At 37.9% G+C, this 12,405-nt stretch carries 10 protein-coding genes; 2 read left to right on the top strand and 8 right to left on the bottom strand.

The features are described from left to right. The first annotated feature begins 152 nt into the window (after positions 1-152). Positions 153-2,396, top strand: coding sequence for a nitric-oxide reductase large subunit (locus tag CBG49_RS11265; protein WP_088594546.1), 2,244 nt, complete (start codon positions 153-155; stop codon positions 2,394-2,396). A gap of 84 nt (positions 2,397-2,480) precedes the next feature. Here CBG49_RS11265 and brnQ read toward each other — a convergent pair whose 3' ends face one another. The 7 genes from brnQ to CBG49_RS11230 all read right to left on the bottom strand — a co-directional run bounded on the left by brnQ (position 2,481) and on the right by CBG49_RS11230 (position 10,333). Continuing rightward, positions 2,481-3,785 carry a branched-chain amino acid transport system II carrier protein gene (gene brnQ / locus CBG49_RS11260; protein WP_088594545.1) on the bottom strand — a complete coding sequence of 435 codons (1,305 nt, stop codon included), beginning with the start codon at positions 3,783-3,785 and terminating at the stop codon, positions 2,481-2,483. Positions 3,786-3,935: 150 nt separating this feature from the next. Beyond that, positions 3,936-4,880: a GSCFA domain-containing protein gene (locus CBG49_RS11255; RefSeq protein WP_088594544.1), complete on the bottom strand. Its 945-nt coding sequence runs from the start codon at positions 4,878-4,880 to the stop codon at positions 3,936-3,938. Between the two features lie 11 nt (positions 4,881-4,891). Further along, positions 4,892-5,356 (bottom strand): methylated-DNA--[protein]-cysteine S-methyltransferase, encoded by a 465-nt coding sequence (locus tag CBG49_RS11250; protein ID WP_418219540.1) that lies wholly within the window; start codon positions 5,354-5,356, stop codon positions 4,892-4,894. Further along, positions 5,334-8,168, bottom strand: a complete 2,835-nt coding sequence (locus CBG49_RS11245) for an AsmA family protein (protein ID WP_088594542.1) — start codon at positions 8,166-8,168, stop codon at positions 5,334-5,336. The genes CBG49_RS11250 and CBG49_RS11245 overlap by 23 nt, the downstream gene beginning before the upstream one ends. Beyond that, on the bottom strand, positions 8,169-8,588 hold the full coding sequence (gene aroQ / locus CBG49_RS11240; RefSeq protein ID WP_009413994.1) for a type II 3-dehydroquinate dehydratase: 420 nt from the start codon (positions 8,586-8,588) through the stop codon (positions 8,169-8,171). Between the two features lie 9 nt (positions 8,589-8,597). Continuing rightward, positions 8,598-9,308 carry a head GIN domain-containing protein gene (locus CBG49_RS11235; protein ID WP_009413995.1) on the bottom strand — a complete coding sequence of 237 codons (711 nt, stop codon included), beginning with the start codon at positions 9,306-9,308 and terminating at the stop codon, positions 8,598-8,600. Further along, the gene (locus CBG49_RS11230) at positions 9,305-10,333 is read right to left on the bottom strand and encodes a glycosyltransferase family 9 protein (protein WP_088594541.1); all 1,029 of its coding nucleotides are present in this window, start codon (positions 10,331-10,333) and stop codon (positions 9,305-9,307) included. Before CBG49_RS11230 ends, CBG49_RS11235 begins: the two co-directional genes overlap by 4 nt. A gap of 108 nt (positions 10,334-10,441) precedes the next feature. On the opposite strand from CBG49_RS11230, the gene CBG49_RS11225 reads away from it, so the two are divergent. Continuing rightward, on the top strand, positions 10,442-11,701 hold the full coding sequence (locus tag CBG49_RS11225; RefSeq protein ID WP_088594540.1) for a M64 family metallopeptidase: 1,260 nt from the start codon (positions 10,442-10,444) through the stop codon (positions 11,699-11,701). Between the two features lie 4 nt (positions 11,702-11,705). Here the strand turns inward: CBG49_RS11225 and CBG49_RS11220 are convergent, their stop codons facing one another. Then, the gene (locus tag CBG49_RS11220; protein ID WP_009413998.1) at positions 11,706-12,389 is read right to left on the bottom strand and encodes a 5'-methylthioadenosine/adenosylhomocysteine nucleosidase; all 684 of its coding nucleotides are present in this window, start codon (positions 12,387-12,389) and stop codon (positions 11,706-11,708) included. Positions 12,390-12,405: the final 16 nt, after the last annotated feature.

Raw genomic sequence — 12,405 nt, 5'->3', positions numbered from 1 at the left:
GTTATCTGTTGTAAATCAATAGATAACCTTTTTTAATGTTTCTAAATTAGCTTAGATGTTTAAAAAAAAACTTATAAGTGTTATATTAAATACAATTATCTTTCATATCTTTGTACCCGCAAATAATAAAAAAACACTAATATATTTTATTTATGACAGCTAAGAAATTATGGATTTGGCTTGGGGCAACAGTAGCTGCCTCATTCCTCGTACTGATTTTTTTCGGTGTAGAAATATACCGTACTACGCCTCCTTTCCCCGAAAAAATTGTAACTACTGATGGGGAATTGCTCTATAATGGGCAAGACATTAAAGACGGTCAGAATGTTTGGCAGTCAATGGGAGGACAAACGGTAGGTAGTATCTGGGGACACGGTGCTTATATCGCACCCGACTGGAATGCTGATTACCTACACCGCGAATCTGAAATGCTCTTGGATATTTTTGCAGCTAAAGATGGTAAGGTCTACAAAGACCTTTCTGAAGAAGAGCAGGCTAAATACCAAGTGCAGTTGCGCAAAGAACTTCGCTCAAACACTTTTGACCAAAGTACAGGAGTGATTACTTTCTCTCCTGAACGTGCGCAAGTAGCTAAAGAGTTGGCAGCTTATTACACCAAACTCTTTATGAACGACCCATCGTTAGACAAAACGCGTAGCCATTATGCGATTCCTAAGAATGCAATCAAAGACCCTGCACGTATGCAACAAATGAATGCGTTCTTTACTTGGACTTCTTGGGTATGTAGCACTAATCGCCCTAATAGTGATGTAACCTACACCAATAACTGGCCTTACGACCCCGTGATAGGTAATCATCCGTCTACCTCACTACAAATGTGGTCAGGATTTAGTGTGCTAATGTTGCTATTTGGGGTAGGACTTTTGGTGTACTACCATGCAAGTAACAAAGAAGAAGAAGAAAACGAACACCTCCCCGCTGAAGATCCTATGCGTGGTATGAAACCTACACCTTCAATGAAAGCAACCCTTAAATACATCTGGATTGTATCATTGCTTATTTTAGTACAAATGGTGGCTGGGGTAATCACAGCGCACTATGGCGTAGAAGGTGAAGGATTCTTTGGTATTCCTCTTGATTTGGTATTGCCGCAAGCTATTTCACGTAGTTGGCACGTACAGTTGGCTATTTTCTGGATTGCAACCTCTTGGTTAGCCACAGGGCTTTACATTGCTCCTGCTGTATCAGGTCACGAGCCTAAATACCAAAAATTAGGTGTGAACATTCTCTTTATTGCCTTATTGATTGTTGTATTAGGGTCATTAGCAGGACAATGGTTCGGTGTAATGCAAAAATTAGGCTTGGTTGAAAACTTCTGGTTTGGTCATCAAGGTTATGAATATATAGAATTAGGTCGTTTCTGGCAAATCTTATTGCTTGTAGGCTTATTCTTATGGTTGTTCTTAATGGTGAGAGCTTTATTGCCTGCTTTGCGTAAAAAAGACGAAAACCGCCATTTGTTATTACTCTTTGTATTGGCTTCTATAGCTATTGCCGCTTTCTATGGTGCAGGCTTAATGTATGGTCGCCAAACTCATATGGCTATCGCCGAATATTGGCGTTGGTGGGTAGTTCACCTTTGGGTAGAAGGCTTCTTTGAAGTGTTTGCTACCGTTGTAGCTGCTTTCTTATTCTCACGTATGGGCTTGTTGCGCTTGAAAGTAGCGAGTGCTTCAGTATTGTTCTCTACTATCGTATTTTTAGCAGGAGGTATATTAGGTACTTTCCACCACTTGTATTTTAGTGCGACCCCTACAGGTGTATTAGCTTTAGGTGCTACATTCAGTGCTTTGGAAATTGTACCTTTAGTACTTATAGGTTTTGAAGCTTATCACAACTATAAAATTTCTAAATCTACTGAGTGGATTAAAGCCTATAAATGGCCTATCTATTGCTTTATCGCAATGTGTTTCTGGAACTTCTTAGGAGCAGGTATCTTTGGTTTTGCTATCAACCCACCTATCGCTTTGTACTACATACAAGGCTTGAACACTACAGCCGTACACGGTCATGCTGCCCTCTTTGGGGTATATGGTATCCTTGGTATAGGTCTCATCTTGTTTGTACTTCGCGGTCTATACCCCGATCGCCACTGGAATAACAAAATTCTTGGTTGGGCATTCTGGTTGATAAACATCGGATTACTTGTGATGTTAGTAGTGAGCTTGCTTCCTATAGGTATTATGCAAGCAGTAGAAGCTATTCAAAACGGCTATTGGTCAGCGCGTTCTGAGGAATTTATGCACACCGATTTGATGCAAACCATACGTTGGTTGCGTATACCTGGTGATACTCTCTTAGCTATAGGTGAATTGCTATTGGTATACTTCATCATCGGACTCAAAACCGGTTGGTCACTCAAAGAAAAAAGATAATGTCTTACAAAAATCCCTAAATGAAAAGAGGCTATCTACAGTGTTGTAGGTAGCCTTTTTATATATTAGTTAAATAGAATTAGCTTAGTTCTTTGCGAAACTTTGGATTCGTATTATCACTGTTGTTATGACAAACGATAAGAAAGCAGGTAAAAACCACTCTATTTTATAACTACTTAAGGGCAACAATGTTCTGAATTTAATAATCCATTCTATATTCTGCAAATCGCCGATGATAAAAAGTCCTGATAATACAGCGGTGAGTGTCACTCCTACTATATAAGGAGTATTGCTTTTTACTTGTTTACCAAAGAAAAGTACAAACAGCGTAAGCGCGATGGTGATAGGGTATGAAAAATCTAACAGATAACCGGCGTAATGTATGATTTCTTCAACACTTTGAATAGAAAGGACAAAGGATACTATACTACAAATCCATACCCCCCATTTATAAGGAATACGCCCTTTGCTGATATTCTCGAAAATCTCACCCATAGCCGATACAATAGCAATCGCTGAGGTTAGACAAGCAAAAGCTACTGCTACTGAGATAACAATTCCTCCATTGCTACCCAATACATTGTAAGCTATGTGTTTTAGGATATCTATATAACTAACGCCCTCTTCTGAAGGGGAAAGATTAGAGGTTGCACCTAAATATAATAGTCCTCCGTAGATAAACACCAAACAGCCTGCAGATATTATCCCTGAGAGTATAGTAACTTGTTTTTTATCAGCCTCTCTTTGGTACCCTTCACGAACTATAGATGAAATAATTAAGCCTGAGAAAATAACCCCCGCCAGCACATCTAAAGTTAAATACCCTTTCGAAAAACCAAAAGCAAAGGCCTCTCTAAAGGTATAACCATTATCAGCCAACTCTTTAGGGGCATTGAGAGTACCCACAACTATCAAAATTGTAAGCGAAAGAATCAAAAAAGGTGTGAGGATTTTACCTATGATATCCACTATTTTAGCTTTTGAAATAGAAAGCAATAAGGTAATACCAAAGTAGAACACACCAAAGGTAATCTTGTCTATTTGAGGGAAGAAAGGTTGTACAGCTACTTCATAAGTAGTAGAACCCGTTCGTGGTACACAAATGAGAGGCCCTAGCGTAACGATGATAATGAAAACAAGCGCATTGACGAATAATGGGGGAAAACGCTTGCCTAAATCGGTGAAGGTGAGCCCTATGGAGGCTACCATTACCACCGCCAAAAACGATAGCAGTATGTCCGATACAAAGAAACCTGCAAAAGCCACACCACTTAAAGCTCCTATTTTTAATCCTATATAGGGAGGGATAACTAAATTGCCCGCCCCAAAAAACATCGCAAATAGAGCAAAACCAGCTGTTACAACAGTGATAAATTTCTTTTTATCCATAATCATTAGGTTTAATAGCTTATATCGCCACAAAGATACAACTTTCTTTTATTAAAAGAAAATTTTTCTTTATTTTTCTTTGTTTTCTTTTTTTTAGCAGTTAATACTACCTATTTGGATATTCGTATCTCTTGAAGGAGAAAGAGCTTCCTAAAACCTAATATGGGGGTATTTCATAGTAAATGCCTCCATTTTTTGTTGTAATTGTGCTAAAAACTGCTGATGACTTTCAGTTTCAGGATTAAACGGACGATGAGATAAGCCTTTTTGGATACTGTCTACTTGTTTCATATCTGCTTGAGTGGCAGTTTCTATATAGGTAGTAACCAAACGTTCCCAAATATAATTGATAGCCATTTCCGATGGATGCACCATATCATTGGCGTAGAAACGATAGTCGCGCAATTCGTCTGATAACAATTCGTAAGCAGGAAAATAAAGGCTCTTGTTGTTGGTGATAAGAGGGTATAGAGCTGAGAAGAGTTGTGATTTACTCACCTGATTTTCAAGGAAGCCGTCTTTGATATGGCGTACAGGAGAAATAGTAAAAATCACATTTATTGAGGGGTTGAGCTGTGTGAGTAGTGTAATAATATGATTGAGACTCTCGGTGATTTCTTCTATTGAGAGCAAGCGTTTAGAGAAGTGTTGAGCAGGTAGTTTGTGACAATTTGCTACGATAGTATCGGTGCTGTTGTAGATATATACCCAAGCTGTCCCCAAGGTGATAAAACAAAAGCTCGCCTCTTGCAAGGCTTGTTGCAATTGTATTTGCTGGCTGTTAGCCAAGTGTATTGCCTCTTTGAGTGAGGGGCGGCTCATATCCGAATGAAAGTAGAAACTATGCCACAATTCATCGTGAAGGAAGAAATCTTCAGCGGTATAAGGAGTGTGTGCAATGGTATGTTGCAGAATATACTCAATAGCCTGTGGATGAAAGAGCACTCCAAACGGATTTACTGTAATAGAAAATTTGTAATAAGCGAACTTTTGTGCCATATTCACAGCAAAACACGAGCCTAAACTCACTATAGAGCTATAGTAAGTAATGTTTGAGTTTGCTTTAGAGATAGGTACAATTGTTCTAAAATCCATAGTTATAATGTTTAGGAATTACTTTTTTCTAAATTCAGCAAAAACTCCTTTCGGCTAAGACCACCTGCATAACCTGTGAGTGTACCATTACTGCCAATCACACGGTGGCAAGGTACGATAATAGAGAGGCGATTTTTACTATTAGTATTGGCAACAGCACGAACACCCTTGGGATTTCCTACAGCAATTGCTTGTTCTTTATAAGTACGCGTTTCGCCATACGGAATGGTTTGCAATACCTTCCACACTTCTTCTTGAAAGGGTGTCCCCACTAAGGTAATGGGTAACGTAAACTCTTTGCGTTCTTTAGCAAAGTACTCTTTTAGTTGCTTTTCGAGTTCTAAAAGCAAGGCGTTTTCTTGCTCCATATCTTTAGCTTCCAAGCGCAAAAGTACTTCAGCTTGATCTCGATACCAAGTTGTTTGGTCGAGAAAATCTAATACACAAATAGCCTCATCCGTTGCCATTGCTATCATCACTCCTATCGGGGTGATGATTTTCTTCTTGTATAATTTCAGTATCTTTTTCTTCATTGGTAGCTTCGCTATTAGCATCGTATTCAGTTTCTTCTAAATCTTTAGATTTTTTTCCTAAGCCTATTTTAGGATGTTCTTGAGTTCCTGTTATTTTTATAGGAATACCTATGATTCCCAAAGGAGGTAAACCTAAACGCATTTTAAAGTTCAGTTTTCCATCGAAACTGGTTTGTCCTTCAATACGTGGGCGGAATCCTGATACCTTAAACTTAAATCGCTCTACGGTGATGAGGTTGTTTTTAATCTCACTTTTGATATCGATAGTAGAAAGTTTAGAATCTCTTAGCGCATCGGTACCTGTTTTATCACTAATCACATTGAAAAGTTTAAAGCCTTTCATTTGTACATCTTTCACCGAAAGCACGCCTCCTCCTTTAAGTGAAGGGTAGATAGGCAACATCTCATCGTTGAGTTTTCCAGCTACTTTATAATCCAAAGAAACAGTACCGTGTGCATCTTTAGCCATTGAAGCCATTTCTCTAAAGAGTTTTACCTCTTTATAAGCGCGTTGTACATCAAAGTTTTCAGCTTTGATATCAAAATCAAAATGAGCGCGTTTAGGGGTTTCATCGCCGTATTTAGCATTGATTTGAGCGGTAACTCCTATAACGTTGAAGTTTACATTTTTCAGGGCTAAAGTACCTCTTTTTAGTTGCATACTTCCTTTGAGGTTGAGAATGTCAAGCCCTTGAAAAACTACCTTTTTCAGGTTGGCATTCAGGTTAAAATCAAAAGGTTTAGGTACAATCACTACACCTTTTTCAGAAGCGACAGTAGCTGTTGGGCTTGTAGTAGTTTCATCTTTTGTTTCTTCAGGTGAGGGAGCAGGGGAAGCATACATAAACTCATCAACATCAATATAGTTAGAGGATACAGAAAAATTACCTCTGAGTATCTGATTTTTAGAGAATAAAAAGTTGATAACATTGCTCATTCGTCCGTTCATCAAAAAATCGGATTTACCATAAGTAGCACGGAAATTAGTAAAACGCATATCATCTTGCTGGAATCTAAAAAGTCCTTGCTGAATAATAAATGGTTTAGGCAAATATTCTGATGTTGTTTTGATATTGCGAAGTTCAATGCTACCCTTGTTTTGCAATAAGTGATAACGCCCATTAGTTGCATCACTCTGTGTACCTTTTAGCGATACATCGGCATTGGCATAACCTTCTAATTCCAAGCCTTTTTGTGAGAATACTTTATAAATCTTAGCAATGTTGAGTTCACCTTTTGCTTGGATATCATAGTGAATATCGTCAAAATTTTCCATTGCTAAATTCACAGTAAAAGGCTTATTTTCAAAAAGAAAATTGAGAGGATTGAGTTGCAACGCTAGTGTTTTCATACTGCCATCAGTATTCTCTACTTTGCCTTTAAAATGTATGTTGGTGATAGGATTGGGGTAATAAGGTGTTTTTACATAACCTTCGGAGAATTCCAAATCGCCTTTGGTAATAGGGAATAGCTTTTGTTTTGGAGCATACGTTCCTTTAGATTTTATATTGGCTAAGAGCATCCCTTTTACCTCTAAATCCTTCATATCCAGTAAGTGCATTACATTTGCTACATTGATGTTTGCACGCACTTTAGCATCAATCACTGGGGGATTGATACCGTTTAAATTCAAGATACCTGAAAAATATTCTTTGCCAATTGTAAAATAGATAGAATCGAGTTTAACCCCTACTTTATTCACATCTAAAGAGGGCAGACTCGTCTCTATGTTTAGGAAGAGATGTTCGGCTGGGGCAGGCACACCTTCATAGCCTACATATCCATCTCTCACTTTCATTTTAAAGAAAATATCGGGACTCAGGTTTTGTGAAGCAATATATTTTCCTTTCATCGAAAAGAAAATGTCAGTTTTTCCTTTAAGAGTTGCTTTTTTATGCCATTGGGTAAACTGAGGGGGCAAAGCTGTAAAGAAATCATTGAGATTGCTATCTTTAGAATTGATTTCGAAATTGAGGTCATAACCATTGCTCAAGAAGTCTAACTTTCCTTTGAAGTCTACGGGTAATTGGTTTATTTTTAAATCGTTTTGTTGAAAAATAAACGATAATGAATGCGTGTTGATTTGAGTGATAAGCTCTGCATTTACGTGTTTGTCCTTTAGGTAAGTTTCACCACCAAAGATAAAATCTAATGATTGTATTTGGGCTTTGGTGCGCAAATCAAAAATGGATTCTTCTAAACCTCCTTTTCCTAAATAGTTGAATCCATTGGCTTGGATATAAATTCCTGTAGATTTATCGTCGTAGATCAGCTGGGTGTTTTTCAGTTCAATACGTTGTAGGTCTACACGAGTATCGTCATCATCACCTTCATCGGTCTCTCCTGATGATTTATACACGTTATAGCTTGCACCTCCTTGTTTATCAACTTGAATGTGTACAAAAGCATTTTTAAGATAAATCTCCTCTATATCAATTTTCTTAGAGAAAAGCAATTCTTTTACATCAATCCCTAAAGAGAGTCGTTTTACCGATACTAAAGTGTCGTTCTCAAAGGGAGCTGACCCTTTGAGGAGTACATCGTCTAAGTTGAGGGTAAGAGAGGGAAAATGTGTAAAGAAAGTGAGATTTGCCTTAGAGAAGTTTAGTTCACCGTTGAGGTTGTCGTTGGCTAATTTCTTTATTTTTTCAGTAACATACTCGGGGTAGAGCATTGGGAAAACAATTACAAAGGCTAGTAGTAATCCCACTACTATTCCTAAGTATTTCAGCGTTTTAAGTAGATATTTCTTCATTTAGTCGATAAAGCTTCGTATTGCTAATTCATAACTTTTTATTCCCAACCCTACAATCACTCCTTTGGCTACTGCTGATAAATAAGAATGATGACGGAAAGTTTCTCGGGCAAAAGTATTGGAGATATGTACCTCTATTACAGGAGTTTTAACAGCTTTGATAGCATCAGCTAAAGCGATAGAAGTGTGGGTATAAGCGCCAGCATTGAGCACTATTCCTTCAAAAGTAAAGCCTATTTCGTGAATTTTATCAATAAGAGCTCCCTCGTGATTGCTTTGGAAGTAGAGCAATTCACATTGAGGGAACTTAGTTTGTAACTCGGCTAATATCGCTTCAAAAGTTTGAGAGCCGTAAATTTCAGGTTCACGAGTTCCTAACAAGTTGAGGTTAGGCCCATTGATAATCATTATTTTTTTCATAAACACATCCTACTCTTCTATTTTGATGCGCCCTATACCTTTTACACTTTTCTTAAACACAGGCGGATTACCTTTTACAGTGATGCCACCTGCGCCTGCTATAGAAGCGTCTACATCTTCAGTTACGTGAGCTGAAATGTTTCCAGCGCCCGCTATACGCAAAGTAGCTTTTTTAGCGATGAGATTTTTAAGGTCTATATCGCCCGCTCCTTTTACTACGGCATTGAGTCGTTCGGCTGTACCTGTTATATCTACATCGCCTGCTCCAGCTACCTGTACATCAAGAGCGGTAGCCTCTACAGTAGCATCGAGGTCGCCACTGCCTTCTATTTTGAGCTGTAACTCACCTACTTTTAGTTTTCCTTGTGTAGAAACATCAACAGCACCTTTTGTTACTATCTTTTTCAAAGAAGTATTAATGGGTACATATACTGTTAATGAAGTTTTTAGTTTGTATTTATTGTCTATACTCACGTAGAGTACCTTATTTGATACACTTGTTTTCAAATACGGAAGTACCTCTTTTTGTCCTTTAATTTTTAAAGCACCTCCTTCGCCTTCTGTGAGCACAAGATGATAAGCTCCCGATACTTCGACTGACTCATAAGCAGCTACTTTTCGGTCTTCAGTTTTGATTTCTTTTTCGCCATTAGTATTTTTTTGGCAATACACTACTCCTACTAATAGAGCAGTCATCATAAAAGTCATAATTTTTTTCATAATACATTTAATATTTGTTCTACTTTGTTTAATATCATTTCTACTGAAATGGTTTCTATGGCTTTTTCATAGCCTTTTGGGTATTTTTTTCCATAAACTGAAGTAGGAATGAGCGGATATTGTGTTCTATCGGCTAAAAGGGCATTCTCTTTAGGTTGATCATACGGATAAAAGCCTGCGTAAGGGTGTGTAACTCCCCAAAGAGTAATAGTTGGAATTCCATACATTGCTGATAGGTGCGCATTACCACTGTCCATTCCTATCATTATATCCAAATGAGAAATGAGTTCTAATTCTTGTTTGAACGAGAGCCTACCTACCATATTTTCGGTATTAGGCAACTGAATTTGAGCTACTTTTTGCTCTTCTTCTTTGCCACCTCCAAAGATGTAAATCATACTATTAGGGTAGCGCTGAGAGAGTTTTTCAATCACCTCACACATTTTGTCAAAAGGGTATTGTTTGCTTATAAAGGATGCAAAAGGTGCGACCCCTATGTGCAACTCACTTCCATTTAGCAAATTTTCTACAGGTTCGCTCAGTGGGGTAGGAGGGAGCAAATAGTCGTCGCTCAAATCAATAGGGAAACCTAGGGCATCGAATACATCGGCGTATCGCTGGTACGAAGGTTTTAACGGTTCAAAAACTTTAAATTTATAGCGTGTAAGAGCGTACTTTTCTCTTCTGCCTTTGTTAATCTGTTTAAAAGGTATTTTAGAGCCTTTAAAAAAAAGTTTAAGGATATTAGTGCGTAATACATTATGAATATCAGCCACTCCCTGAATTCCTTTTGCTTTTAGCTCTTTATAGAGCCTATACAAACCCATTAAGCCACTGTGTTTACCGTTGAGTTCAGGGCTAAAAACCTCTACATTAGGTAGATGAGAAAACATTGGAGCAAATAACGGACGTGTGAGGTAGGTAATTTTTACGTCAGGATATTGCTCAGAAAAGGCCGTTACAACAGGTACACTGATGGCTACATCACCCATTGCCGACATTCTAAATACAGCGATATGTTCCATTTTGTTTTGGTATGAATGTTTTTATTATTATCTTTGGCAGCTGAAAAGCTACCATCTCTAACTAAAATCAGTGCAAATGTAGTAAATAATTTTTAATATCAACTAAATATGAGGCATTTATTTTTACTTTTTTTTCTCACGCAGTTTATTTTCGCTCAAAATAGCACGGTTTTTACCTTCGATAAAAGTCTTCGTATAGACTTTAACTTACTCTCTGATGCCCAAAAAACAGAAGTAATTTTTGGTCAGCTAAAGAAAGAACCATATTGGGGAGGTTCACATTCACACCTCATTGCTCCTAATTTGGGGAATTTTCGTCTGCAAGTGTTTGATGGTACTCAATTAGTATTTTCTAAGGGGTTTAATTCTTTAGCTAATGAATGGGCTACTTTTGAAGAAGCAAAAGCTGAAAAACGCCTTTTCGCTCACGCAATGCAATTGCCTTTTCCTACTAAAAAACTCCTTTTGCATCTCGATAAACGCGATAAACAAGGAGTATTTCACACTATTGCTACTAAAGAATTATCTCCAGATGATTATTTTATTATTGAAGAAACACAACCCAACTACCCTATAAAACAATTGCTCAACAATGGCAATGCAGCTAAAAAAGTAGATATTGTGATTTTAGCAGAAGGTTATACAGCTACTGAAACTGAAAAATTCTACGCCGATGCACAACGTATGACGGACTATATGTTCACAATTCCCCCTTTTGATAAACTCAAAAAAGATTTTAATGTCTATGCCATTGCAGTGCCCTCTAAAGAAAGTGGTACCGATGTACCAGGGAAACATATTTATAAAAATACAGCATTTAACGCGTCTTTCTATACGTTTAATCAAGAGCGTTATCTTACTACTAATAGTATGCAAGCCATTGCCGATGCTGCCTCAGCTGTGCCTTATGACCAAATTTATGTATTGGTAAATACATCTACTTATGGAGGTGGAGCTTTTTATAATCACCTCAATTTAGCCTCAGCTGATAATGAACTCTCTGAAAAAGTGTACATACACGAGTTTGGACACGGTTTTGTGGGCTTAGCTGATGAATATTACTACGATTGGGATCCTACTTTTCAAGAAACTTATGACCCTAAGATAGAGCCTTGGGAAGAAAACATCACTACCTTAGTGAATTTTGAGAGCAAGTGGAAAGATATGGTAAAAAAAGGAACTCCTATTCCTACTCCTCGTATCTCGAAATACAAAAATACCCTCGGTGCTTTTGAAGGCGGAGGGTATACTAGTAAAGGGGTTTATAGTCCTATGCAAGATTGCCGAATGAAATCTAACGATCCGAAGGGTTTTTGCCCTGTATGTGAACGTGCGATTCGCAAAACGGTTGATTTTTACACTAAATAGGATGTTAGCAGCTTGATAAGAAAGCTTCAACTATAGAAGCTGAAATACGCCCTGCTTCCTCTACAAACTCGTTATAGGAAATAGCGTTGCCCTCGCCTGCCTTATCAGATATAGCGCGTAACATCACAAAAGGGATATTTAGCATATAGCAAGTTTGTGCAATGGCAGCAGCTTCCATCTCTACAGCTTTAGCTTTAGGAAAGTTAAGTGAAATTTCATCAAAACGTTTAGGGTCTGAGATAAATGAATCACCACTTACTACTTGTCCGTAATGTAAAATGTACTGATGAGCAGAGGCTACAGATCTTAGTTTTTCATTCCACTGGGCATCAGCTTTGAAAGCAGGAGGCATTTGCGCTTGTTGTCCTATTTCGTAACCGAAAGCTGTTACATCTACATCGTGGTGACGCACTTCGGTAGCTAAGATTAAATCGTGTACAGAAGTATTGTCCAATCCTCCAGCGGTTCCCGTATTGATGATAAGTGAAGGGTGGTAATGCTCTATAAGCAAGGTAGTACCTACTGCGGCACTTACTTTTCCTATCCCTGATAGTAAAATCACTACCTCTTTACCGCAGAGTTTTCCCTCATAAAATACAAAGCGCCCTATTTTTGTTTCTTTACAATTTTCAATGGAAGCTTTTAAGGTGTTGATTTCAAGCTCCATTGCACCAATAATTCCAATCATATCAATTAATAATTAG

The organism is Capnocytophaga endodontalis, assembly GCF_002209445.1.
Classification (GTDB): domain Bacteria; phylum Bacteroidota; class Bacteroidia; order Flavobacteriales; family Flavobacteriaceae; genus Capnocytophaga; species Capnocytophaga periodontitidis.
Note: the sequence above shows the minus strand (reverse complement) of the source record. Positions and strands in the feature narration are given on the sequence as shown.

What these genes read in the sequence shown, in the direction of transcription:
- CBG49_RS11265 (WP_088594546.1), top strand. Translation starts at nt 153, where the DNA reads ATGACAGCTAAGAAATTATGGATTTGGCTTGGGGCAACAGTAGCTGCC.
- brnQ (WP_088594545.1), bottom strand. Translation starts at nt 3,785, where the DNA reads ATGGATAAAAAGAAATTTATCACTGTTGTAACAGCTGGTTTTGCTCTA.
- CBG49_RS11255 (WP_088594544.1), bottom strand. Translation starts at nt 4,880, where the DNA reads ATGGATTTTAGAACAATTGTACCTATCTCTAAAGCAAACTCAAACATT.
- CBG49_RS11250 (WP_418219540.1), bottom strand. Translation starts at nt 5,356, where the DNA reads ATGATAGCAATGGCAACGGATGAGGCTATTTGTGTATTAGATTTTCTC.
- CBG49_RS11245 (WP_088594542.1), bottom strand. Translation starts at nt 8,168, where the DNA reads ATGAAGAAATATCTACTTAAAACGCTGAAATACTTAGGAATAGTAGTG.
- aroQ (WP_009413994.1), bottom strand. Translation starts at nt 8,588, where the DNA reads ATGAAAAAAATAATGATTATCAATGGGCCTAACCTCAACTTGTTAGGA.
- CBG49_RS11235 (WP_009413995.1), bottom strand. Translation starts at nt 9,308, where the DNA reads ATGAAAAAAATTATGACTTTTATGATGACTGCTCTATTAGTAGGAGTA.
- CBG49_RS11230 (WP_088594541.1), bottom strand. Translation starts at nt 10,333, where the DNA reads ATGGAACATATCGCTGTATTTAGAATGTCGGCAATGGGTGATGTAGCC.
- CBG49_RS11225 (WP_088594540.1), top strand. Translation starts at nt 10,442, where the DNA reads ATGAGGCATTTATTTTTACTTTTTTTTCTCACGCAGTTTATTTTCGCT.
- CBG49_RS11220 (WP_009413998.1), bottom strand. Translation starts at nt 12,389, where the DNA reads ATGATTGGAATTATTGGTGCAATGGAGCTTGAAATCAACACCTTAAAA.